We start from the raw sequence: 25,933 nt of genomic DNA, 5'->3' as shown, positions 1-25,933 counted from the left end.
CTATCTTTAAATATATGTTTAATAAGAGGCTAGAGTCAAAGTTAAGTTGACTCTTTCGCAAAATAGGTCTACACGAATTTGATTAGGGGGTGTTGTTTGACCAATACAATGACAGAGAGCAAACAATCTCTGATTGTCAAGCATCTGGCAATTTTATTGAACCTCGGATGTTTTTTTTCAGGCCCGACCTCCGCTGAAGAAGCCCAACCTGAACCTGCTATCGAATCTGAACCCATGGAACTTGAAGCCATGGTGATTACCGGCACGCATATCGCCCGCCCCGATCTCGAAGGCAGCATGCCGGTAGCCGTAATCAGCCAAGCAGATATTGAACGTTCCGGTGCTACGACGCTCAAGGACGTATTTCGGGATCTGATCTACAGCACTGGCGGAATCGTTGACGAGCAATTCACACAAGGATTTGCGCCGGCATCGGCCGGTATCAGCTTGCGTGGTTTAGGGATGACCCGTACCCTGGTTCTCATTGATGGCCGCCGGGTGCCGCTGTTTCCGTTCGGCCAAAGCACTTTTCAAAATGGCCAGGAAAACGGCCAAACCTTTGTCGACATTAACCTGATTCCCCTGGCATCTGTAGAACGCATCGAAATACTCAAAGACAGCGCATCGGCAATTTATGGCGCCGATGCGGTTGCCGGGGTGGTCAACATCATCACCCGCAAGGATTACCAAGGCATTTCCGTCTCCGGCCAATACGGAATCACTACCCGGGCCGATGGTCAAGACGGGCGCGTGAGCCTAGCAGCCGGCGGTGCCTGGCGGAAAACCCGCGCCACCATGACCTTTGACTACACCAATCGCGACCAGATCTGGGCCAAGGATCGCGATATCAGTGATTCTGCCAACGGCGAAATCGATGATCGCAGCAATGCCGGCAATCCAGGTACCTTCATCCACGACTTGAGCAGTGCTTCGCCGGACATGCAGCCTGATTCGCGCTGCGCGGCGGAAAATATCGTCGGCCCATTTTGTAAATTCGACTTTGCCCGGCATGTCACTTTGGTTCCGGGGATGCAAAGAACTGGGCTGTCCACCGCTTTCGAGCAGGATTTTAGCGAAAATTTCGGCTTTTATACCCGGCTCATGTACACCCACGTCACATCCAAACGCGCCCTAGCCCCGGCCCCGATTAACGATCTTTTGATAGCAAGTCCAGATAATCCGAACAACCCCTTTCCTGGCGAAGTGGTTGGTGTTATCTACCGCTTCAATGAACTGGGCCCGCGGGTGGACAAGTTTGAAAATGACTTTTTCAACTTTGTTTCGGGGTTGACCGCATCTTATAAAAGCTGGGATTTTGAAATCTCCGGCGGGTTTGGCTGGATTGACGCCCGTAACAAAGGCATCTCAGGCTATGCCACCCAAACACAACTGCAAAAAGCGGTGGACAACGGCGCCCTCAATCCCTTCGGCGCCAGCCCCAACTTTGATCCCGGTAGCGTTAGGGTGCGCCCGAAACGCAAAGGCACTTCCAAACTCCATTATGTGGATTTCAAAAGCACCGGTTCCATTGTGGATTTGCCGGCAGGACCTTTACAAGTCGCCTTAGGCGGCGTCTATCGCAAGGAAGATTTTGCCGATAAATTCGACGCTATCACTCAAAGCGGCGATGTCGTGGGGATAGGTGGCACCTCTGCCCAGGGGGACCGAAATGTCAAATCGGTTTATCTGGAATTTTCCATTCCAGTGCTGGCCAGCCTGGAATTTCAAGCCGCCGCCCGCTACGATCACTACAGTGATTTCGGCGGCACCGCCAATCCTAAATTAGCGCTACGCTGGCAGCCCTTTCACAATCTGGTCTTGCGGGGCAGTTGGGGGACAGGCTTCAAAGCACCCGCCCTCCACGAATTATACAGCGGGGACATTGTCGGCTTTGACTCGGTTTTTGATTCCACGGGATGCCGGCAAGCCAAACAGTCGGGCGACCCCGATGCCATTGACCGGTTTTGCAATAACGTTCAGGAAGTGCAAGTCACTACTAAGGGCAACAAAGACCTGGATGCGGAAAAATCGGAAAGCTTCAACGCCGGTGTAGTTTGGGACATTACGGATTGGTGGAATCTGACCGTGGATTTCTGGCATATTAAAAATGAGGATGCGGTGATCAGTAATGCCCAATATATCGTCGATAATGCTGACCGATTTTCCAATTTGGTTACCCGCAGTTCCAAATCCAATGCCCTGAAAGCTATCGTGAGTCCATTCCAGAATATCGGCGAGCAAAAACTCTGGGGACTGGATTTCGACAGCCGGGTAATTTGGGGCTGGGATCGGTTCGGCGATATCGGCGTCGGCGTCGCTGCCAGTTACCTGGGTTCCTATAAACAAAGACTGGCGCCGGGGCAAAAATCGGTTCAACTGGCTGGGTTCGACGGCAATCCCGAGTGGCGGGTAAAAACCACCCTGTCGTGGGAAAAATCCGACTATTCGGCATTTGTGAATGTGAACTATATCGACAGTTACAAACGCCGCAAAGGCGATCAAACCGACAAAGTCAAATCCTGGACCACGGTGGATCTTCAATTAGGCTGGACTCCCAGCTTCAGCCGCGGAACCAAGGTGAGCATCGGGCTGGATAACGCTTTTGATCGTGATCCACCAAAGGATCCGTTTCTGGAAGGCTGGCCGTTTTTCAACCGGGCGCTCCACGATCCTCGGGGACGTTTCGCCTATCTTCGCTTGCAACATGAATTTTAAGGCATGATGGAATCTGCTGAATGAGACCTTATGTCTTACTGGTTGAAACCCAGGGACGCATCCTTAGCGAGTTGGGACCAAGCAATACCAATCAATTGCCATGGGAAAGCTTGCTTGTCCATGACACAGAAGCGGCTCTTGAAATTTTGCGCCTCCGCCGGGTCGCCGTTGTTGTTGTTAATTGCGGTTCGGACTTACCATCTATGGAAGCGCTGTTTTCCCAGATCAAGGCATTCGATCAGACGATTATCCGTCTGGGACTGGCGGCCAAGGAAAAACAGCTTTGCGATACCCCCTCTTCCGTTCAACAAATCCTTGCTGCAAAGTGCCGGAAAGAGGATATCCTTGGCGCCATCGAAAGCGCTCTGCAAGTCCATGAAAAATTACAGGCCAACCCCAACTTGGCCTCCTTCATCTCCCAATTACATCACCTGCCCACGCCGCCCGCCTTGTATTTCAGCTTGAGAGACGAGCTGGAATCCCCCAATGGCAGCCTGAAAGGGATCGCCAACCTTCTGGCAAAGGATACGGCGTTGACAGCGCGAATACTTCGAATTGCCAATTCTGGATTCTATGCTCGTCCGAGAAGAATCTGCGAGCTTCACGAAGCAGTCGGCCTAATTGGCATTGATCTGGTGTTGGGAATCGTGCTCGCCGCCCACTTGTTCGACCGCCTTCCTATCCCCGGATTAAATCTGGATGATCTATGGAAGCACAATTTCGCCGTGGCCAAAATTGCCCACCATATTGCCAAGTCCAACCACACTGACCCTTCTTTGCTCCACGCCGCGCACCTGGCGGGTTTGCTGCATGATTTAGGCGCCTTGGTGCTACTGGCCAATGTTCCGGGTCATTACCAATCGTTGATGCGCCGCGCGCAGGGCGATGAACAGTCACTCGTTCAATTGGAGCGGGAAGAACTCGGCGCAGGGCATCCAGAAATTGGCGCCGTTGTGCTCACCCTTTGGAATTTGCCGGAAATCGTGGCACTGGCGGTCGGTTCCCATCACGATTTAAACGATCAAACATTCCCCCAGGCAAATCCTGTCAGCCAAGCGGTTTTTCTGGCTGAATCACTCGTGACGGAATTCGCCCAACAGAGCAGGAACCCGCAAACCACTGTTGTGGACACCCCCCTAAAACAACAATGGCGGATTGAGTGCGAACCGCTTTTAGCTGCGGCGTTAAAATAATGAACGCGACGATTCCCCAAGATGGCGGCACCCTACACCCATCATCGCCCAATACCCAAAAGCCGTTTTACGATTTCCATCCTTTGCGGTTTTTTCTGCAAGCAGCGTTGACTCTGACCGGCGCTGAGGCGGGTTCTTTATGGCTTCGAGACCCGATCCGTAATCCTATTCACACTTCAATACTCCAGGAAGGAGATCCCCCTTTTTTGCCACAATTTGACAATCCTCAACTTCTCGAGCGCTGGATTGCTGAATTAGGTCCGAAAAATGAACCTCGCGATCATGGCGTTTTCAAGCCAAATAGCAACAATGCCGGCATGGATTTGAATGAAAGCGGCTTAATCTTAAAGCTGCTGCCTGAGATTCTTAGAATCCAGACATCCTATTTGTCTCAACCGCGGCAACGGCGTCATTCCGATCATAAAAGCGCCATTGCCAGTCCCGAATTCTGGCTCGGCCTGCGCTTTGCCAATGACCTGCAGTGCTTTAAGGCATTTGAAGCATTAAATTCACGTTCATCCAGCAGCAACCTCTGGCCAAGCCTTCCCATCGCCGCCCAAATGGCGTTTGAGAATCACAAACTCGCTACTTTGATGCGGGATCCGGTCTGCCAGTTACCGGGGCGGGTTGAATTTCACGCCTGCTTATCTTCTTGCTTGCAAAAAGAAAGCGCCCGTCAAGGCCAATTGGGCCTGATTCTTATCAACCCGGACGAATTTGGGGTAATCAACCAGCGATATGGCCAGGAACAAGGCGATTCAACCCTGCGGGCTATTGCCGCCAAGATTCTCAGCGGCTTGCGGCAATCCGATCTAGTGTTTCGCTACGGCGGCGCTATCTTTGCCGTTATTTTGGAAGCTTCCGACGCCCAACGGACCCAAAAGGTGGGTGAAAAATTGTTGAATCTCCTGAGCGGTCCTTATCTGGAGGGAAAAATTCAGCTTTCCTTTAGTATCGGAATCCATAGCTTTGATGGCCGCACCGACAATGGGGAAACCGATATCAACGACTTTTTGCAAAAAGCCGATCACGCCCTCAATGTGGCCAAACTTTCCGGTGGTGGCCGGGTGGTTCTCTGGCAACCTGGGGAATTTGATTCCATCCAAAGTTATGACCGCCTCAGCGGTATATTCACGGCCGATAGCGAGAGAGACTACCGCAACATGCTGTTGCTCTGGGACACGATTTCCACCATCTCTGCCAACGAGGATATGCAAGGGATTGCCAGCGAATTCATCGAGCGCGTTGCCGCCGTATTTCAGTTTTCCCGCGCTGCCCTTTTCACCCATGACGACCAAGAAGCACCGGCCGTCATTGCCGGTGTATATGGCAAAGACAGCCACGGCAAGCCCAATTCAGCGCATTCCTTTCCGTTATCCGGCAAACAAAAAGAATTGCTGAAAATTACCCGGCAACGAAAAAAAATCGAACGCATTAAATGGGGGAAAAAAAACCAGTCACATGTAGCCTATGCCTTTCCTCTCACGGCCAGGGATGTCTTTTTAGGCTGGGTGTACTTGGAAGGGGTCGATGATGTGTTGCAGTTAGACTCATCCGACCTGGTTTTCCTGGATGCGCTCGCCAAACAAGTCGCTATCGCCATCGACCGGGCCCGCTTAGCTGCCGACTGGAAATCGGAAAAACAGCGGGAAAGTCAACAATTAAAGCAGGAAGTCGAAGCACTTCGTCAAGCCCTACCCCAAGCGAGACTAGTCTATCGTTCCCCGCAATTGCAATCGGTGCTAGAAACCATCAAAACCGTCGCCCCTACCGATGTGACTGTCTTGATTACAGGAGAAAGCGGCACCGGGAAAGAAGTCATGGCTCGAACCCTGCACGAGCATAGCCTGCGCCAGGATAATCCTTTCATTACTGTTGATTGTGGTGCTATCGCCCCCACCTTGCTGGAAGCGGAGCTCTTTGGCCACGTCAAAGGCGCCTATACTGGGGCGGATTCTGCATCCGAAGGCCGAATCATGCAAGCCAACGGGGGCACCCTATTTTTGGATGAAATCGGCGAGTTACCATTGGATGTGCAAGCCAAATTGCTTCGTTTTGTGCAAGAAAAAGAAATTACACCGGTGGGAGGCGGCAAAACCAGAAATGTCGATGTCCGTATTGTAGCTGCCACCAATAGAAACCTGTTTCAAGAAGTGGCTAAAGGCCGGTTTCGCCAGGATTTGTATTATCGCCTGCAAGTGGTCACCGTCACCGTCCCGCCGCTACGGGAGCGCCCGGACGATATCCTCCCCCTGGCAAGATTTTTTGTGGAAAAATTCGCGCTTCAATATGGCAAAGCCAAGCTGCGATTGGCGCCAGATACTGAATCATTATTGCTGGCCCACTCTTGGCCTGGTAATGTCCGCGAGTTGCACAACACCCTGCTGCGAGCCGTGGTGATGGCCCAATCGGAAATCATAGCGCCTACCGACTTGCAACTTGTCGATGACAGCAAACATACCAGCCCGCCGGCCATTCCTGAAAAAGAAGTTTTTATCCCATCCTCCATCGCTGCGGCTGAGACCCGTCAGCCCGCTTTTGATAATTTATCAAAACAAAACACGCATCTTTCGCCTGCGCATGAAGATCCTTGGGAAGCGCTACGCCGGGCATTAAGCGATCAACTAACCGCCGTGCTCTCTTCCGAACATGGCGCGCCCGTGCCTCTGGGCCGTTGGCTCGTAGAAGATTTGGTCATCGAGGCCGACAAACAGCATCGGCATATCGCCAGAAGGGCTTGTAAAGCCTTGGGGATGGCGGAAACCACCTTTCGCCGTCATCTGGAGAAGGTCAACCGGGAAACCAGTTTGGGGCTGGTCACCCGAACAACCCATTGGCGGAAAATCCAGCCCTGTTTGGAAAGTCTGGTTCGAACGGCTTCGCTCTCGGACACCCCCAAGATTGCCGAAAACGCGCGGCGGATGTTGCTTCATATCATTGCAGAACAAGTTGCAGATAATACGCAATTAGGTGCCAAACTGATGGGTGTATCGGTACCTACCTATCGCAAGTCCATTAAAACCTTGAACGCCGCCCATGAGATTTAATTGGCCAGTTCATTTGACCAAAGAGCGCGCTTTACCCACTGGGGGTTCCCGTATTCTAGGTTGCCAGAGGCAATTTTGGCGCTTGTGGTTCGCCACTGTCTTGGGCTTTTCCCTGTTATCTGTTCTGTTGCTGGTTCCGATTCTAGGACATGCCAACCACGCAACTACACCAAACATACTCGTCAACGACAAGCGAAATTTATTATTTTCCCGCCTATCCGTTGACGATGGCCTCTCTCAGGCTGGCATCAACAGCATTACTCAGGATCGATTTGGCTATATTTGGATTGGCACCCAAGAGGGATTGAACCGCTACGATGGCAATGACATCGTCGTTTTTGAATACGATGGCGACAATCCAAACTCCCTATCCAATAACTGGATATGGGATATTTTCGTCGATCGCGAAGGCAATCTATGGGTTGGCACGGACGGTGGCGGACTGGACCGGTATGATCCTGAAACCGAAAGTTTTTTCCATTTCCGCCATGACCCTGACAATCCCGACAGTTTGAGTAACAACCGGGTCAGGGTCATTCACCAAGATCACCGGGGATTCTTGTGGATCGGCACCGATGGGGGTGGACTAGATCGCCTTGATCCTAACACCGGGGAATTCCGCCACTTTTCCCAACTCCTAGGCGAACAAAGTGGTCTGCCCAGCGACAGTATCCTGGCTATTCACGAGGACCGCCAAGGCATTCTATGGATTGGCACCAATGGTGGCGGCCTGGCGGCTTTCAATCCGGATGCCAAAAAAATCACGCTCTATCGTCATGATCCAGGAAATCCCGGAAGTTTGGGAAACGATTATGTCCGGGTGATTTACGAAGACAAGGATGGGATGCTTTTAATTGGCACTTATGAAGGGGGATTGAGCGTTTTCCACCGAGAGAGTAACGATTTTACCGTATATCGCCATATCCCAAGCGACCCTAACAGCCTTGGTCACAATAGGATCCGTGACATTTTGCAAGATGCCGACGGAGACTACTGGATTGCCACCGACGACGGGCTCTCAGAATGGCGTAAACACGAAGGCCGATTTATTACCTATCGGAATGATCCGACAGATATCAGAAGCCTCAGCGACAACCGGGTGGTCTCCCTATTTCAAGACCGGGGCGGTGTCCTGTGGGTTGGGACTTTCAACGGTTTAAACCGCTGGAACTACACCAGTGACGCTTTTCGCTATATTCAGCAAGCAAGCACGCTGGTTCGTATCAGTAGCAACATCGTCACCGCTATCGATGGGGATCGACAAGGAAACATCTGGGTGGGGACTTATGGCGGGGGACTCAATAAAATTGATCTAGACGAGAAAAAAACCACGGTATATCGCTATCAGGAAAACAATCCGCACAGCTTGACCGACAACCGGGTCATGTCGGTATTCGTCGATGAAAGGGACATTGTTTGGATTGGCACCCGCAATGGCGGACTCAACCGGTTAGATCCCGTCACTGGTGCCATGAAAGCGTTTAAGCATCAGCGCAACGATCCCAACGCCATCAGTGCCAATAGCATCACCGCCATTTATGGCGAAGCCAATGGTATTTTATGGATCGGAACCTATGGCGGCGGTCTCAACCGCTTCGACACTCATACCCATACTTTCACCATTTATCGTCATGATCCGGAAAATCCCAGCAGCATTGGCAGTGATCGCGTGGTGGATATTTATCGGGACAGCCAAGGCACCCTTTGGATCGGCACGGAAGGCGGCGGTCTGAACCGATTTGATGACGTTTCCGGGACTTTTGTCCGTTATCAGCATCAAGACGATAATCCAGACAGCCTCAGCAACAATGTCGCCTGGAAAATCTGGGAGGGAAGGGATGGGTCGCTCTGGATTGCCACCCATGGTGGTGGATTAAATCAGCTAACGTTAGAGCAAAGACTGAGTGGACGAATTGCTTTTAAGAAATATCGTAAAAGCGATGGATTAATCAGCGATACCATTTTAGGCATGCTGGAAGACAACGGCGGCCATCTCTGGTTAAGCAGTAATCGTGGACTGATGCGCTTTCAACCCGGCGGAACCAGCAGGATTTTCAATCATTTGAATGGCTTAAAAAACAGCGAATTCAATTTCAACGCCCAATACAAATCCCCTGCTGGTGATATGTTTTTCGGCAGCGCCAATGGGCTGTTGATATTTCATCCCAACCAAATCAGGACCAATCTCCATAGACCCGAAATTGCCGTCACCGTTTACAACAGAAAGGGACCTTTACTCCGCCGTTACAGTATCCAGCCCAAAGAAAAGCCTTTACGCCTAGGTTATAAAGACGATTTGATCAGTTTCCGTTTCTCAGCCTTGGATTTCGCCGCTCCCACCAAGAACCGCTATCTATATAAGTTGGAAGGTTTTGACAAAGAATGGACTGATCCAGGGAATAACAGACAAGCAACCTATACCAATCTAGCACCGGGAAATTACCGATTTCTAGTCAAAGCTTCTAACAATGACGGTGTGTGGAACGAAGAAGGCGCGCTTATTCCTCTCACCGTCCTGCCGCCACCTTGGAAAACGGTGTGGGCTTATATTACCTACATCTTGATGGCTTTGTCCCTGATTATGTATTTTCTTTATAAACAACGGCAGAAGCTTAAAATCGCGGCTAAACAAAAGGAAGAACTGGAACAATTGGTCGCTGAGCGCACCAATGAATTGGCCGAACGCAATGCCCAGCTGGAAAAACTCAATGAGCAGCTGAAAAAAGCCAGCTCGACTGACTCTCTGACCGGCCTGAAAAACCGCCGCTTCCTGGACGATTTTATTGAGGCGGAAATCAGCGCCATCGATCGCCAATTGACGGATCTAGGAGGGGAGAAAAACGCGTCCCAACAGGTGGATATCGCCCCGGGCTTGGTCTTTATGATGATTGATTTAGACGGCTTTAAGTTGATCAATGACACTTTTGGGCATCATGCGGGGGATGAAGCCTTAAAGCAAGTCCGCGATATCCTTCAATCTTGCTGCCGGGAGTCGGATATCATCATCCGTTGGGGAGGTGATGAATTTCTCATCATTGGCCGCAATACCAGCGCCAACAATGCCGAAAAACTGGCAGAAAGAATCCGCCAGCGGCTCGCACAACATCCTTACCGGCTGGGCGGCGACGCCATCGGCCGCATGTCAGGATCCATCGGTTTTGCCTTGTATCCGTTCGTGCCGTTGACCCCTGGTTTTTGCACCTGGGAGAAAATCATCGCCATTGCCGACCGGGGCGCCTATATTGCCAAGGAAAACGGGCGAGATGCTTGGGTGGGCATACTCGGGAACAAGCAAACGACGATGGAAGACCTTTCAGACTTAAAGCATAATCTGCCACAGTTAATCCAAAAGTGCCGCATAAAAATCCGCACGTCTATTCAGGGAGAACTTAACCTCTCAAGCAAACAAGCTTCCCAAGTAGCCCGTTGAAACATTAATCGTACTTAATATATTTGAATCTTGGATCATCGGGCGTGCCTTCTAATGCACTTCCCTCTTCCGGGCGCCACATCACCACTTCCTCGATTTTTTTCGCCAATTCAAAATCCTTATCGGTGATGCCCTTGGTCGAATGGGTAACTAATTTTACAATGACAAAGGCATAGGAAACAGTCAGATCCGGATGGTGAAACGCGGCTTCCGCCAAATGGCCGACAACATTTACCACCATTAAGGTTCCCTTCCAACCGGCAGTCTTGTACTTGCGCCGTATCCACCCTTTTTCATAATACCAATGGGGCAGTTCTTCTTTCAGTCTGGCTTCAATTTCTGATTCAGAATAGGTTTCTTCAGGCCCTCGTTTTCGCCAACCCATGATGCACCTCCTGAAGTGATTAATGCCAGCATAAAAAGTTCTCGTCCTCTTGCTATACCCAAAAACCTACCACTAGAGTCAGGATTAATGCAAGTACTTTTATCGGGATTGCTTGATTGACCAAGTTACTTCCAAGGCCTGTCTGTTTTCCTTCACATCGTGAACCCGGAATATTTTTACGCCTGCCAAAACGCCCAAAGTAGTGGTCGCCACGGTGGCGGAAACCAATTCCTTAGGATCTGAAATCTCCAAAATACTGCCCATGAACCGCTTGCGGCTGGCGCCTAAAAGTACTGGAAAACCGGCAGCGACGAAACGTTCCAAATGGGCCAGTAGCTTGAGGTTGTCTATTTTCCGCTTCCCAAAACCGATGCCAGGGTCCAGGATTAGATTTTCTGGGGGAATACCTTGAGATTGGGCAATTTCGGCCCGTTGCGACAAAAAATCCAGAACTTCCGCTACGACGTCTTCGTAGCCGGGATTATCTTGCATGGTTTTGGGAGAGCCATGCATATGCATCAGCACCATGCACGCCCCATGCTCTGCCACCAGTTGAAACATGGCAGGATCATCCCGGCCAGCGGAGACATCGTTGATAATCACAGCACCTGCTTTGAGGGCCGCTTCGGCTACCTGGGACAAAGTTGTGTCAATGCTGATGGACACGCCGGAAGGCAATGCTGGCACAAGCGATTCCATCACCGGCAAAACCCGCCGCAATTGTTCTTCCGCCGGTACCCGCTCCGACCCTGGGCGGGTGGATTCTCCACCTACGTCAATCACTTCGGCGCCCGCTTCCACCATGGCGAGCGCCTGTTTCAATGCGGCATCGGCTGCGGCATATTGGCCGCCGTCGGAAAAGCTGTCCGGGGTGACATTCAGTATCCCCATAATCATGGGCTTTTCCTGTTTTAAGCGCTGAGAAAAAAGCAATTTGGCGCTATTCATGGCAGATCGTTAACGGCATTACTCGAAAAAACCCTGTGAATGGTAGCATATTCCTAATTCAACTCTAACGATAGGCACATGGCAGACCAGCCGGAACATATTCTTTTCCTCACCGGCAAACTGGCGGAAAAGCAGCTGCGCCAGATCCTGAAGGCCATGGAACCGGAATTTGAATACACCGTCCATCAGCTGGGTTTGACAGTCGCGGCGCTGATGACTTCCGACATGATTCGCCGCCGTCTGAAGGATACCTTCGGCGCGGATAGAATCCTGGTGCCCGGCCGCTGCCGGGGGGATTTGCAGCAGCTTTCCCAGGATTTGGGCATCCCGGTGGAAAGAGGACCTAATGAATTGAAAGACCTGCCGGCATTTTTCGGCCATGCGGAAGTGGTTCCGGATTTGTCCCGCTATGACATCAAGATTTTCGCCGAATTGACCGAAGCCCCCAACATGACCATTGAGGAAATCCTCAAACAAGCCCAATGGTACCGGGATCACGGCGCTGATGTCATTGATGTGGGCTGCCTGCCCAACACCCCTTTCCCCCACCTGGAAGAAACTTTCCAGGCGCTGAAAGCCGAAGGCTTCTCCACCAGCATTGACTCCCTCAATCCGGACGATTTGCTGCGGGGCGGCCAGGCCGGCGCCGACTTTATGCTCAGCCTACACAAAGATACCCTGTGGATTGCCGAACAAGTCGATACCATTCCTATCGTCATTCCCCAGCCCCCCACGGATCTAGACAGCTTAGATGAAGCCGTAGAAATACTGGAACGCATGGGCAAATCCTATATCCTCGACCCGATTTTGGAACCCATTCATTTTGGCTTTGCCGCCTCCATCGTCCGTTACCATGAAGTGCGAAAACGCTATCCCGAGGCGGAAATCTTGATGGGCGTGGGTAATTTGACCGAACTCACCCACGCTGACACCGTTGGAATCAACGGCATGCTTTTAGGCATCTGCAGCGAACTAAACATTCACTATATTCTCGCCACCCAGGTCAGCGGCCACGCCCGACGCGCCATCCCCGAGGCGGATCTGGCCCGGCGCATTCTCTATTACTCGCGAGAACACAATACACTACCTAAACATATTCACCCAGGACTCATGTGTCTCCACGAACCCAAGCCTTTCCCGTATAATTTCGCAGAGGTCCAAGAATTGGCGGGCATGATCCGCGACCCCAGTTACCGTATTCAAATCACAGAAGAAGGCATTCACATTTTCAACCGCGACGGTCTTCATACCGCAAGCGACCCGTTTGAGCTCTTCCCCAAGCTCGGCGTGGAAGAAGACGGGGGACACGCTTTTTATTTGGGAGTGGAACTGGCCCGCGCCCAAATCGCCTGGCAACTGGGAAAGCGCTACACGCAAGATGAAATGCTCGATTGGGGGTGCGCGGTGGACCCGCTGGAAGAAGCCAAGGTGGACCCTCACACATACAAAGAAGCCGGAACCACGCTCAAAAAGAAACCCAAAAAATGATTCTCGAAACCATTGTCACCACCACCAACCCAAAAGGTGACCCCCACATTGCACCCATGGGCATCCACACCTACGAAGATCAATGGATCATTTTACCGTTCCGCCCGTCCCGCACCCTGGATAACATCCTGGCCACGGGTTTCGCCATCATCAATGCCACCGATGACGTACGTATTTTCGCCGGTTGTTTGACGGACAAGCGTGATTGGCCGCTGGTCCCCGCCGATACCATCCCCGGGGTGCGCCTGCGGAATACGCTGTCCCATTATGAGCTGGCATTGAATCGGGTGGAAGAAGATGCCACCCGGCCAAAACTCTTTTGCCGCTGCATCCGGCAGGCCACTCATAGCCCCTTTAAAGGCTTTAACCGGGCCCAATGCGCGGTGTTGGAGGCCGCCATACTAGTTAGCCGCCTTGACCGTTTGCCCTGGGAGAAAATCACCCGGGAAATCGCTTATCTCGAAATTGCCATCAACAAAACCGCGGGGCCCAGAGAACAAGAAGCCTGGGGCTGGCTGATGGAAAAAATCAATCGTTATCAGAAGGAACAAGCCATTTCATGACTGCTCTGCTCGCCAGTGTCGCCAACCTGGAGGAAGCCCGGCTCGCAGCGCAAGCCGGTGTTGATTTGATTGATCTGAAAAATCCTCAACAAGGGGCGCTCGGCGCTTTAGCGCTGGATGAAATAACCCGTATCGTACAGGCACTCCCAAACCATCAAATCAGCGCCACTATCGGAGACCAGCCCCTGCAGCCAGAGTCCATTGTGGAAGCGGTTAAAACCACCGGCGCCACCGGTGTCGATTTCATAAAAATTGGTTTTTTCCCGGGAGGCGATATGGATGGCACCCTACGTATGCTCAAGCCTCTTGCCCAGGATTTGGCCTTGATTGCCGTACTGTTCGCCGACTACTTGATTGCCCTGCCTCTGATAGAGGCGTTGGCAAAGTCGGGGTTTACCGGCGTCATGCTAGATACCGCCCGCAAGAAACAAGGACCCCTGACCAAACTCCGGCCTTTGCCTTTTTTGCAGCATTTTATCGACAAGGCCCGGGAACAAGCACTACTCACTGGATTGGCCGGCTCCCTCCGATTTGAAGATATTTCCGCGCTATTGGCCTTGGAACCGGATTACCTGGGGTTCCGCGGCGCATTATGCGATCAACAGCAACGAGGCAACCCATTGAATTATCAAAAATTACAGCAAATTAGGGACGCCATTCCCCGGGAAAACAATCCATAATGGATTGGTATCGCCTGGCTCAACCCTGGCTTTTCCGTCTCGACCCGGAAACTGCCCACCATTTCACCTTGAACGCTTTGGACTGGGCAGCCAAGTTGGGGCCACTCAACCCCTTGCGGCAAAAATTTCCACCCGCCGACATTAAAGTCATGGGCCTGAGTTTCCCCAACTGCGTGGGCCTGGCCGCCGGTTTGGACAAAAACGGCGACCATATACCAGGGCTGGCACAATTGGGCTTTGGCTTTATCGAAGTCGGCACCGTCACCCCCAGGCCGCAACCCGGCAACCCGCCGCCCAGGCTCTTTCGCATTCCCCAGGCGGAAGCCTTGATCAACCGCATGGGCTTCAATAATCAAGGTGTTGACCATATGGTGGCCAATCTCAGAAAACTGGATAGGCGGGATTTCATTCTCGGTGTCAACCTGGGGAAAAACAAAGACACCCCCCAGGAAAAAGCCGCCGAGGATTATCTGACAGGGTTGGAAAAGGTGTACTGCCTGGCCGATTATGTCACCATCAATATATCCTCCCCCAATACTCCGGGGCTTCGGGACCTGCAACACGGCAAAGCGCTGGATCACCTGCTAAGTCAATTGCTTGAGCGGCGGCAACAATTAACCGAACAACAGGGCAAACGCCTGCCCATCGCCGTCAAAATCGCCCCGGATCTCACGGAAAAGCAACTCGAAGAACAAACTGCACTATTTTTGCATCACAAAATTGATGCCGTCATCGCCACCAACACCACCCTCGACCATTCCCCTGTGCAATCATTCCCTCATGGCGAAGAGCCAGGCGGACTCAGCGGCCGCCCGCTATCCAAAAAATCCACTGAAATCATTCGCCGGCTTCATACATTATTGGGGGACCGAATCCCCATTATCGGCTGCGGCGGCATCCTAAGCGCCGAAGACGCCAATGCCAAATTCGAGGCAGGCGCCAAATTAGTCCAACTCTACACAGGACTCATTTACCGGGGACCAAGGCTGGCCGGAGAAATAATCAGGACATGTCCCAAGCAATAATTACTGGGTCAGATCAAAGGAGCTGCAATCCACCCGCGGACTGTAAAGGAAATCAGGAAAAAACAAGGTGTAACAACATTGAAGGGCGAGTGTGTCGGCCTTTTGGGATAGAGGCGGATGTCGGCCCTGATCACAAATCATACTGTTGCAATCTCAATTGGACTAAAGTCTGGATTCTTTCCTGTAATGTATATTTTTGCCCTCTACAATGGTAAATTTATAAACCTTTGTGTCTTCCTGTTGGCTAGATAGTCGATAACTTACAATAAGTTAGCAAAAAATATGAGCGAAATGTTCAATGCAGGGCTGGAACTGATGGTGATTGGCATGGGGATTGTGTTTGTATTCCTGGCCATGTTGGTCGCCTTTGTCAGCTTAATGTCATTTCTTTTGACGGCCTTCTTCCCACAAGATCATGAATCTCCAGGCACATCCAGATCCATCCCTGTTTCCCACAACCAAGAAGACGAAGATATCATTGCCGTCATAAGCGCGGCGGTACATCGCTATCGGGAAGGAAAATGATTCTAAATGCCAACAGAACCATTTGTAACCAATAATCAATAAAGGGCCTTTTATCCATGACCAAGCCGTTGGGTATCACCGAAGTTGTATTGCGTGACGCGCATCAATCCTTGCTTGCCACCCGCTTCCGCCTGGAGGATATGCTGCCGATTTGCCCCAAGCTCGACCAGGTGGGATTCTGGTCTATGGAAGCTTGGGGAGGCGCGACTTTCGATGCCTGCATCCGCTTCCTCGGCGAAGACCCTTGGGAGAGATTGCGGGCTTTTAAAAAAGCGCTGCCGAATACGCCGTTGCAAATGCTGCTCAGAGGGCAGAATCTCTTGGGCTACCGGCATTATGCCGACGATGTGGTGGATGCCTTTGTCGAACGGGCGGCGCTGAATGGGATTGACGTTTTTCGTATCTTCGACGCACTGAATGACCTGCGCAATATCGAACACGCTGTCAAGGCAGTCATCGCTTCTGGCAAACACGCCCAGGGCACCATGTCCTATACCGTCAGCCCGGTTCATACCATCGATACCTGGCTGGAGCTGGCCCGGCGGATTGAGGATATGGGCGCCCACTCGGTGTGCATCAAGGACATGGCCGGCCTGCTGAATCCCCATGTGGCTTCCGAGCTGGTCAGCCGTCTCAAGGAAGCCATTGATATTCCCGTTCACCTGCATTGCCACGCCACCACCGGGTTGAGTGTGGCTACATTTTATGCCGCTGCTGAAGCGGGCATCGACAACCTCGATACCGCCGTTTCCTCCATGAGCATGACTTATAGCCACAGCCCTACGGAGACTTTGATTGCGATTTTTCAAGGTCACGAGCGGGATACGGGTCTGGATTTGGAATTAGTCGAGGAAATCGGCCTGTATTTCCGTGAAATCCGGAAAAAGTACGCCAAGTTCGAAGGCGCGCTCAAGGGCGTGGACAGCCGTATTCTGGTGGCCCAGGTGCCAGGCGGCATGTTGACCAACATGGAGAACCAACTGAAAGAACAGAATGCCGCAGACAAGTTGGACGAAGTCCTTGAGGAAATCCCCCGGGTACGCAAGGATCTGGGCTATATCCCCTTGGTCACACCCTCTTCTCAGATCGTCGGCACCCAGGCAGTGATAAACGTCTTATCCGGAGAAAGATACAAAACCATCACCAAAGAAGTGCAAGCTTTGCTGAGAGGGGAATACGGCGCAACGCCCGCGCCGGTGGACAAAGATTTGCAGGAACGGGTGCTGCAAGGGGAGAAACCGATCACCTGCCGCCCCGCTGACTTACTGGAACCGGAACTGGAAAAACAAACCGCCGAGCTAAAGCGGTTGGCCCAGGAGCACGGTGTCAAGCTGGCGGATAACGAAATCGAAGATGTTCTGATTTATACCCTATTCCCGCAAGTGGGCTGGAAATTTATTCAAGAACGGGGCAATCCCGCCGCCTTCGAACCGCCGCCTCAGGCCGAAGCCTCTCCAGAAACGTCCAAACCCGTCCAAACGGCGACTTCCCCTTCAGCACCTGCGGCTTATACTGTGGTCGTCAACAACAAGGCCTATCAAGTTCAGGTAGCGCCAAGTGGCAGTGTCACAACTATCGAACCCGCCGCCACCTCCCTGCCTGCAGCTTCCCATGGAGAAACCACGATTACCGCGCCCATGGCCGGGACAGTGCTCAGGGTACTGGTCTCCCAGGGAGATCTGGTGACGGAAGGCGACGTGGTGGTGATGATGGAAGCGATGAAAATGGAAACGGAAGTCCGCGCCAAACAAAGCGGCACCGTGCAATCGGTGTTGGTAAGGGAAGGCGATGCCGTGGCCGTGGACGATACATTGATCACTTTGGGCTAACAGGAAAAACAATAACTCATGGAAAAATTGACCCTGCTTTGGCAAAGCACCGGCCTGGCTAATTTCACCCCAGGCCAGGCGTTGATGATTGCGATAGGATTCTTATTACTATATTTGGCCATCCGCAAAGGCTTCGAGCCTTTGTTGTTGCTTCCCATCGGCTTTGGTGCGGTACTCAGCAATATTCCTGTGGCGGGAATTTCCGATGAAGGCGGCATTCTTCATTATCTTTATTACGGGATCAAAACTGGCGTTTTTCCGTTATTAATTTTCATGGGTGTCGGTGCCCTCACTGACTTCGGCCCTATGTTGGCCAATCCCAGGACATTACTCTTGGGAGCGGCAGCGCAATTCGGTATATTCGGCACGCTAATTGGCGCTATCGCTATCAACGCCATCCCAGGCATGGATTTCACCCTGAAGGATGCGGCCGCCATTGCCATAATCGGCGGTGCCGACGGCCCTACTTCGATTTACGTAGCCTCCAAACTCGCCCCCCATTTGCTTGGGCCCATTGCCGTGGCATCTTATTCCTACATGGCCTTGGTGCCCCTGATCCAGCCGCCCATCATGCGCCTGCTCACTACGGAGAAAGAGCGTAATCTTGAAATGCTCCAGCTTAGAACCGTCAGCAAACTGGAAAAGATTATCTTTCCGTTGATGCTGATTCTTCTTACCGCGCTGCTTCTACCCTCGGCCGCGCCTCTGATAGGCATGTTTGCCCTCGGTAACCTCATGCGCGAGAGCGGCGTGGTTGAACGTTTGAGCAAAACTGCGCAAAATGAATTAATAAACATCGTCACCATTTTTCTAGGGCTCTCCGTGGGTTCCAAACTCAACGCGGAAGCCTTTTTGAGAATGGAGACTTTGGGAATATTAGTGTTGGGCGCCATTGCCTTTTCCCTGGGAACCGCCACTGGACTTCTTATGGCCAAGTTGATGAATAAAGTGGGTAAGACCCCAATCAACCCTTTAATCGGTGCTGCCGGCGTTTCCGCCGTCCCCATGGCGGCGCGCGTGGCCAACAAGGTCGGGCTGGAAAGCAACCCCCATAATTTCCTGCTGATGCACGCCATGGGTCCCAATGTCGCCGGCGTTATCGGCTCGGCAGTAGCAGCGGGGATTTTACTTTCACTGGTGCCATGACCCTGCTCCAGGCTTTCGCCATCATGATAGGCGGAGCCTCGGGGGCCCTGTTGCGTTTTCTTGTTTCCAGCGGTGTCTATCAATGGTTGGGACGGGATTTTCCCTACGGTACCCTGGCTGTCAATATCATTGGCTCGTTTCTCATTGGTCTGTTGAGCGAAGGCCTTTTGGCGGAACCGGTCGGGCGCCTGGCGGCTGCCTACCGACCCGCCCTGCTGGTGGGATTTTTGGGCGCCTTCACGACATTTTCCACTTTTTCCCTGGAAACCCTGTCTTTAATTGAACAGGGGCAATTATTCCGCGCCTTGACCAATGTTCTCGCCAGCGTGGCTTTATGCCTTGCCGCGGTCACACTTGGGGTGGTAATGGGGCGCAGTTTGATATTACTGCCGGAAGCATTGCTACCACCGCACACCTTCCCCTATGGGCAAATCCTTCTCAATCTCCTGGGGGCATTTTTACTGGGATTCATTTTTATCCTGGCCACCCGCCATACTTCCCTCCACCCGGAATGGCGGGCCGCGACGTTAATCACCTTACTAGGATTATTTGCCATGGCTTCCGGGCTTTACTTGATTTTTCATTTACTGGAAAGCGGAGACGAGTTCAGTCACAATTGGTCTAAACCTTTAATTCTGTTTTCACTCAATTTCCTCCTTTGCAGCTTTGGGGTTTGGTTGGGCTTGACCGCCGGGAGAATGTCATGACGCAATATCGGATGGCTCGCGTTTATACTTTGGAAGGGGAATCCCCGATCGACAAAATTCTCGGCTTTCTCCACGATGATGAAAAAGTCATTGGCGTGACTTTGATCCGCGCCATTGCCGGTTATGGCAAATCAGGGCAGCTACACACGACTTCTTTACTCTCGCTATCACTGCAATTGCCACTTATCATTGAGTTTTTTGACCAGGAAGACCGTGTCCTTGAAATTATTCCCAAGCTCCGGGACAAGTTCGACCTGAGGCATATTGTCAGCTGGCCGATTGAAGTGGATGAACCTTAGGCTAAATGCCCTCAAGCAATATTTGTAAGCAGCTATGAATATACGGCCCGGATTTTCCTAAAAACTAAATATTATCAGTGTGTTACAGACAAATTAACAGGTTTTAGATCCTATTTATAGTAAAAATAATTCTTTCAGCTTCTCCCCAGGGTCCTGTGCGCGCATAAATGACTCTCCCACTAAAAAAGCATGGACCCCCGCTTGCCGCATCTTTTTAACATCTTCGGGCGTGTGAATGCCGCTTTCAGTTACCACCAATTTTCCTTTCGGAATCAAAGGCAATAGCTGTAACGTATTGTCTAAACTAGTTTCAAAAGTACGAAGATTACGATTGTTAATACCCAAGATTGCCTGATCCAATTCCATCGCCCTTTCCAATTCATGCGCGTCATGGACTTCAACCAGGACAGCCAGGGACAATTCGTCCGCCAATTGGGCTAAATCTTGCATTAAGGCATCTTCTAAAGCCGCCACAATAAGAAGAATGGCATCGGCTTGGATTGCCTTGGCTTCATAGACTTGATAGGGATCAATCATAAAGTCCTTGCGCAGCACCGGCAGCCCCGAGGTCGTTTTAGCCAGCTGCAAATAAGCTTCCGAGCCCTGAAAATAGGTCTTATCCGTCAGTACCGACATACACGCGGCACCCGCGCGGGCATAACTGTGGGCGATTTCCCTGGGATCAAAATTTTCCCGAATAACGCCCTGGCTGGGCGAGGCTTTTTTGACTTCGGCAATCACTGCAGGCTGGCCGCTTTCAATCTTCCGCTCCAGCGCTCCCTGAAAATCCGCAGGGATACCCATCCCTTCAGCGATTTCCCTTATTTCATTGAGGGGCATGCGGCGCTTGCGTTGCGAGACTTCTTCCTCCTTGGTGGCTAAAATCTTTTGCAAGATATCAGCGGGTTGCTGGGACATAATGATTACCTTGTTTCACAAAAATAACAAAATTCATTGAACCAAATCTAAACCAACTTCGGCTGGGCCTGGGTCCACTCGATCAAAGCGGTGAGTTTTTTTTGGGCCAGTCCCTTTGCCAAAATCTCCCTGGCCTTTTCCACGCCTTGCGCCAGATCATCGCTTAAGTCAGCCGCATAGATTGCAGCGCCCGCATTCAAAGCCACAATATCCCGGGCAGAACCTGGATTACCCGATAACACCGAAGTCAGAATTTCCTTGCTTTCATCCACGTTGCCCACTTTCAGGGCTGTCAACGGGGCGCGCTCGAAGCCAAATTGCTCCGGTGTGACTTGATAAGTCTGTATCTGTCCTGCCTGTAATTCGGCTACCAGGGTAGGAGAGGCCAGGCTGATTTCATCCAGGCCATCTTCCGCATGTACCACTAGCACATGACGGCTCCCCAGATTCCTCAACACTTGGGCCAAAAGTTCCACATAACGCGAGTCAAACACCCCCAAAAGCTGATAAGGCGCGGAGGCGGGATTGAGAAGCGGTCCAAGCAAATTGAACAGCGTCCGAACCCCCAGTTGACGGCGCACGGAGGCAACATGCTTCATGGCGCCGTGATGACGGGGCGCATAAAGAAAACCGACACCAATTTCCTCAATACATTGCTTCACTTGCGCCGGGGTTAAATCCAGGTTGACGCCTAAGGCTTCCAGCACATCCGCGCTGCCACTGCGGCTGGAAACAGAACGATTGCCATGTTTGGCCACTTGCCCACCCGCCGCAGCGACGACAAAGGCCGCCGTGGTGGAAATATTGAAAGTGCCGGCGCTGTCTCCGCCGGTACCGCAGGTGTCAATTAAATGCTCCCCAGATACCTGTATTTTAAGCGCTTTTTCCCGCAATACCTCTACCGCCGCGGTGATTTCATCGACACGCTCGCCTTTGGCCCGCAGCGCCACTAAAAATCCTGCCACTTGAACTTCCGATGCCTCTCCAGACATGATTCGCGCCATAATCTGGCACATCTCTGTCCGGCTGAGATCGTTTCCATCCAACAATTTTTGTATGGCTGCCTGGATTTCCATTAGCTTTCCAGAAAATTGCGCAGTAAGTCGTGGCCATGTTGGGTGAGGATAGATTCCGGATGGAATTGGACACCTTCGATAGCATATTCCTTGTGGCGAAGTCCCATAATCTCCTCAAATTCGCCGTACTTGTCTTCAGTCCAAGCGGTAATTTCCAAACACTGCGGCAGGCTGTCACGGGCTACCACGAGAGAGTGGTAACGGGTGGCTTCAAAGGGATTTTCCAGCTCTCTGAACACCCCTTGGTTGTGATGATGCACTAACGACGTCTTCCCATGCATGATGGTTTTGGCATGAATGATTCGGCCACCGAATGCCACTCCAATGCTTTGATGTCCCAAACACACGCCTAAAATAGGTAGCCTGCCTTTGAAATAGTCAATGGCCGCCACCGAAATCCCCGCTTCTTTCGGGGTACAAGGGCCAGGGGAAATAACCAAGCGGTCCGGCGCAAGGCTTTCGATGGCTTCAACCGTCACTTGGTCATTCCGCACCACCTTCACCTCCGCGCCCAGTTCCCCCAAATATTGAACCAGGTTGTAGGTGAATGAATCGTAATTATCTATCATTACTACCCGGTTCATGTGGTTAACCCTCCTGCCGCTTGAGCCACTGCCCGGAATAAGGCACGCCCTTTATTCATCGTCTCTTCCCATTCCTTGCGCGGAACAGAATCATAGACAATCCCGGCGCCGGCTTGAACGTGGAGGGTATCGTCCTTGATCACTGCAGTACGGATAGCAATGGCTGTATCCAGATTGCCCGACCAGCCAATATAACCCACCGCGCCGGAATAGATGCCCCGCTTTACCGGTTCAAGTTCTGCAATAATCTCCATCGCCCTGATTTTGGGGGCCCCGGAAACCGTACCCGCCGGGAAGGTGGCCGCCAAGACGTCATAAGCGTCCAATCCCGGGGATAATTTCCCCACTACATTGGACACAATGTGCATGACGTGGGAATAACGCTCGACAATCATTTCATCGGTAACCTTCACGCTGCCCACTTCCGCTACCCGCCCCACATCGTTACGACCCAGATCTATCAACATGAGATGTTCGGCCAGCTCTTTGGGGTCCGACAACAATTCTTCTTCCAGTGCCTTGTCTTCCTCAGGCGTTGCGCCTCTGGGCCGGGTTCCGGCAATGGGACGCACAGTGACTGTATTATCTTCCAGACGCACTAAAATTTCAGGAGAAGAACCGACAATATGGGTATCCTCCAAATCCAAATGATACATATAAGGTGATGGGTTCAAACAACGCAACGCCCTATAAACGCTTAAAGGGTCCCCCCGGTATGGAATCGACAGCCGCTGCGACAACACCACCTGCATGACGTCACCGGCCACAATATACTCCTTGATCCGCTTAACTGCCTGCTCAAAACCCTCCTGGGTAAAGCCGGAAACAAAATCCGCTTCACTAATTGCACGCGCCGATGACTCCTGGGGATAAGAAAAACTTTCCCGCAACCGATTGACCCACATTGCCAGCCGTGATTCCGCTCTGGATAAGGCATCGGGTTCATTGGGATCGGCGTGGGTAATCAACTGCAATTTACCAGAGACATTGTCAAATACCACTAAATCTTCGGATACCATCAACAAAATATCCGCTGATTTCAAAGGGTCCGGCTTGGCGCCTGCGCCTGCCAGCTTGGGCTCGATAAATCCGATGGTTTCGTAGCCAAAATAACCCACCAATCCACCGCTAAAACGGGGCATTTCGGGCAAATGGGGGGTTTTGTAACGAGTGGCGAAATCCTTAATCCAGACAAGCGGATTCCGCACTTCTGTGGTTTCTAGAACGTCTCTGCCTCGCAATACCTGAACCGTATTGCCATGTACTTTGATTACCCGCCGGGCAGGCAAGCCAATAATGGAATATCGCCCCCATTGCTCGCCCCCATGGACTGATTCAAAAAGATAGGTATAGGGCTTTGCCGCCAGTTTCAAATAGGCGCTTAAAGGCGTGTCTAAATCGGCGAGGACTTCCCGGGTGACGGGAATGCGGTTGTAACCCTGTTTCGCCAGTTCGTCGAATTGCTCGGGCGTCATGTTGCTCCTTCCAAAAATATACGTTCTTCAAAAAGCTGGAATTCAGTTTTTAGATAAAACCGGTCCAGAAAACAAGAATTAAATAGCGATAGTTAAGTCGCCCATCGCCATCGCTCGTATAAATCAGAAGTATGCAACATAATATGAGCTTAGAACCTGTTTAACCTCTTACTTTCGCAATTTCAGCCCGCATGGCGTCGATCACCGCCTTGTAATCAGACTGTCCATAGATGGCAGATCCGGCAACGAATGTATCGGCGCCCGCGGCTGCCACAGCGCCGATATTATCGACTTTAATGCCGCCATCGACTTCCAAGCGAATATCCCGTCCGCTTTCATCAATGCGCTTGCGCGCATCTTTGATTTTGTCGAGCACATAGGGAATAAAAGACTGGCCACCAAAACCAGGGTTCACGGACATCAACAAAATCATGTCTATTTTTTCCATGACATAATCCAGGTAGTCCAAGGGGGTTGCAGGATTAAACACCAGCCCCGCCTTACAGCCATTGTCACGGATCAATTGCAGGCTACGGTCAATATGATCGGAAGCTTCCGGATGAAAAGTAATGATCGAAGCGCCGGCTTTGGCAAAATCAGGAATAATCCGATCCACCGGCTTGACCATCAAATGCACGTCAATAGGAGCAGTCACCCCGTGTTTACGCAGCGCCTCACATACCAGCGGACCAATCGTCAAATTTGGCACATAGTGATTATCCATCACGTCAAAATGCACAATATCGGCGCCCGCCGCCAAGGCGTTATCTACTTCCTCTCCAAGCCGGGCAAAATCAGCAGAAAGAATCGATGGGGCAATCCAGGGTGCTTGCATGAAACCACTCCTAATTATCATTATCTAAATTTGAGAAACATGATTTTAACGGATTTTTACACCTTTTTCAGCCTAGCCCGAGGAGAAAACAGGGCTCCGTGATCTATTCAAGCTGGGGCAGGTGGTCTGCTTCGAAAAATGCCATTAATACTTTCTTGCCGCGCAATCCTGCAGTGCAAGAAAGTCCTACCCAAACCTCCCTGCTTGACGCTCGCCCGGCTGCGAAAGTCCACTGGACTTTCGGTCCGGGATTGCCCCTGTAGGCGCCACACCGGCCTCCCTGCCGGCGAGGCTTTCGAATCAGCCCCCTCCAATTAATCCTTTACGTGTTTAAATGATGCGGTCCTGGAGGAGAAAAATCCTTTACTTGCGTGACCGCATTAAATTCTAATGATCACAAACTTATCCCTCAAAGCGACCGTGGCTAATCCCGCTCACTGGTTTCAAATTTCAACACCCTTAGCAGGTAAAACCGAAAACAACTAACGAAATCTAGCGAAGGTATAACCAAATTGAGGAACCAGTGATCTTTCCTTTATCTAAGGTTCCTCATGCATTCGTTGTCATAGTAATCTTACCTTGGCTCTATTCGTTAAAAACTTAAGATAACCTGTTATTTTCCCCTATTTCCCTTAAAGCAATATGTTTTCGTTATGTTTTTCTAACAAACAAAATAATGGGCAACAAGAATTAAAAAACACCTAAATATAGTTGATACCGCTCCTGCAACAAGCAATGTTGTATTCAAAAATACTACGAACAAATTGACCAGCTATTGACAATTTGATTCTGAAGCCTTGGATTTTACATATTCTTATTGTTTATGTTATAAAGACTAGTAGAGGAATTTCTGATTATAATCAAATCCTTATATAACTCATGAGACCCTCATCAACAATGAGTACTATGAGGAATAAAAAATATGCTTAAAAAAACACTCTGCTTCACCTCCGCGCTAGTCAGCGCTACTCTGCCTTTAAAACTTCTTCATGCGGATAACTTTACATTTACCGATATCTCCCCGGCTATCGAAAAATTAAACACCATTCCGGAAAATAGCTGGAT

19 protein-coding genes and 1 pseudogene are annotated in these 25,933 nt (G+C 51.2%); 13 read left to right on the top strand and 7 right to left on the bottom strand.

Translation table 11 applies throughout. From position 1 onward, the window contains the following. Window positions 1-108: 108 nt before the first annotated feature. The 4 genes from AXA67_01645 to AXA67_01630 are packed head-to-tail and all read left to right on the top strand — an operon-like array spanning window position 109 to window position 10,385. Window positions 109-2,715 (top strand): hypothetical protein, encoded by a 2,607-nt coding sequence (locus tag AXA67_01645; protein KXJ39487.1) that lies wholly within the window; start codon window positions 109-111, stop codon window positions 2,713-2,715. Between the two features lie 20 nt (window positions 2,716-2,735). Beyond that, window positions 2,736-3,908, top strand: a complete 1,173-nt coding sequence (locus AXA67_01640) for a hypothetical protein (GenBank protein KXJ39486.1) — start codon at window positions 2,736-2,738, stop codon at window positions 3,906-3,908. Next, window positions 3,908-6,955, top strand: coding sequence for a hypothetical protein (locus tag AXA67_01635; GenBank protein ID KXJ39485.1), 3,048 nt, complete (start codon window positions 3,908-3,910; stop codon window positions 6,953-6,955). Before AXA67_01640 ends, AXA67_01635 begins: the two co-directional genes overlap by 1 nt. Beyond that, on the top strand, window positions 6,945-10,385 hold the full coding sequence (locus AXA67_01630; protein KXJ39484.1) for a hypothetical protein: 3,441 nt from the start codon (window positions 6,945-6,947) through the stop codon (window positions 10,383-10,385). The genes AXA67_01635 and AXA67_01630 overlap by 11 nt, the downstream gene beginning before the upstream one ends. 4 nt (window positions 10,386-10,389) lie before the next feature. Here AXA67_01630 and AXA67_01625 read toward each other — a convergent pair whose 3' ends face one another. Then, a complete protein-coding gene (locus AXA67_01625) occupies window positions 10,390-10,770 on the bottom strand; it encodes a pterin dehydratase (protein KXJ39483.1) in 381 nt (126 codons plus the stop codon). 99 nt (window positions 10,771-10,869) lie between these two features. Beyond that, the gene (locus AXA67_01620) at window positions 10,870-11,718 is read right to left on the bottom strand and encodes a dihydropteroate synthase (protein KXJ39482.1); all 849 of its coding nucleotides are present in this window, start codon (window positions 11,716-11,718) and stop codon (window positions 10,870-10,872) included. A gap of 78 nt (window positions 11,719-11,796) precedes the next feature. On the opposite strand from AXA67_01620, the gene AXA67_01615 reads away from it, so the two are divergent. The 9 genes and pseudogenes from AXA67_01615 (at window position 11,797) to AXA67_01575 (ending at window position 19,980) form a co-directional block, all read left to right on the top strand. Then, window positions 11,797-13,206 (top strand): dihydropteroate synthase, encoded by a 1,410-nt coding sequence (locus tag AXA67_01615; protein KXJ39481.1) that lies wholly within the window; start codon window positions 11,797-11,799, stop codon window positions 13,204-13,206. Next, window positions 13,203-13,769, top strand: a complete 567-nt coding sequence (locus AXA67_01610) for a tetrahydromethanopterin synthesis protein (protein KXJ39480.1) — start codon at window positions 13,203-13,205, stop codon at window positions 13,767-13,769. Before AXA67_01615 ends, AXA67_01610 begins: the two co-directional genes overlap by 4 nt. After that, entirely contained in the window at window positions 13,766-14,449 is a 684-nt protein-coding gene (locus AXA67_01605; GenBank protein ID KXJ39479.1) for a hypothetical protein, read from the top strand. Before AXA67_01610 ends, AXA67_01605 begins: the two co-directional genes overlap by 4 nt. After that, complete coding sequence (locus AXA67_01600; GenBank protein ID KXJ39478.1) at window positions 14,449-15,474, top strand: dihydroorotate dehydrogenase; 1,026 nt, start codon at window positions 14,449-14,451, stop codon at window positions 15,472-15,474. Before AXA67_01605 ends, AXA67_01600 begins: the two co-directional genes overlap by 1 nt. A 282-nt stretch (window positions 15,475-15,756) precedes the next feature. Beyond that, entirely contained in the window at window positions 15,757-15,999 is a 243-nt protein-coding gene (locus AXA67_01595) for a hypothetical protein (GenBank protein KXJ39477.1), read from the top strand. A gap of 56 nt (window positions 16,000-16,055) precedes the next feature. Then, complete coding sequence (locus AXA67_01590; GenBank protein KXJ39476.1) at window positions 16,056-17,828, top strand: oxaloacetate decarboxylase; 1,773 nt, start codon at window positions 16,056-16,058, stop codon at window positions 17,826-17,828. Window positions 17,829-17,846: 18 nt separating this feature from the next. After that, on the top strand, window positions 17,847-18,974 hold the full coding sequence (locus AXA67_01585) for a glutaconyl-CoA decarboxylase subunit beta (protein KXJ39475.1): 1,128 nt from the start codon (window positions 17,847-17,849) through the stop codon (window positions 18,972-18,974). Between the two features lie 2 nt (window positions 18,975-18,976). Continuing rightward, window positions 18,977-19,354, top strand: a pseudogene (locus tag AXA67_01580) (chromosome condensation protein CrcB). Window positions 19,355-19,677: 323 nt separating this feature from the next. Then, entirely contained in the window at window positions 19,678-19,980 is a 303-nt protein-coding gene (locus AXA67_01575) for a hypothetical protein (GenBank protein KXJ39474.1), read from the top strand. Between the two features lie 114 nt (window positions 19,981-20,094). Here the strand turns inward: AXA67_01575 and trpC are convergent, their stop codons facing one another. From trpC to AXA67_01550, 5 genes are all read right to left on the bottom strand, one after another. After that, a complete protein-coding gene (trpC, locus tag AXA67_01570) occupies window positions 20,095-20,898 on the bottom strand; it encodes an indole-3-glycerol-phosphate synthase (protein ID KXJ39473.1) in 804 nt (267 codons plus the stop codon). Window positions 20,899-20,945: 47 nt separating this feature from the next. Beyond that, window positions 20,946-21,974: an anthranilate phosphoribosyltransferase gene (trpD, locus tag AXA67_01565; protein ID KXJ39472.1), complete on the bottom strand. Its 1,029-nt coding sequence runs from the start codon at window positions 21,972-21,974 to the stop codon at window positions 20,946-20,948. Next, window positions 21,974-22,558 (bottom strand): anthranilate synthase, encoded by a 585-nt coding sequence (locus AXA67_01560; GenBank protein KXJ39471.1) that lies wholly within the window; start codon window positions 22,556-22,558, stop codon window positions 21,974-21,976. Before AXA67_01560 ends, trpD begins: the two co-directional genes overlap by 1 nt. Continuing rightward, on the bottom strand, window positions 22,555-24,033 hold the full coding sequence (locus AXA67_01555; GenBank protein ID KXJ39470.1) for an anthranilate synthase: 1,479 nt from the start codon (window positions 24,031-24,033) through the stop codon (window positions 22,555-22,557). The genes AXA67_01560 and AXA67_01555 overlap by 4 nt, the downstream gene beginning before the upstream one ends. Before the next feature lie 160 nt (window positions 24,034-24,193). Next, complete coding sequence (locus AXA67_01550) at window positions 24,194-24,868, bottom strand: ribulose phosphate epimerase (protein ID KXJ39469.1); 675 nt, start codon at window positions 24,866-24,868, stop codon at window positions 24,194-24,196. Window positions 24,869-25,933 lie beyond the last annotated feature (1,065 nt).

Origin of the sequence: Methylothermaceae bacteria B42 (genome assembly GCA_001566965.1) — a bacterium.
In the GTDB taxonomy this organism is placed as follows: Bacteria; Pseudomonadota; Gammaproteobacteria; order Methylococcales; family Methylothermaceae; genus Methylohalobius.
The sequence above is the reverse complement of the archived record's forward strand: the minus strand, read 5'-3'. Positions and strand labels throughout refer to the sequence as shown.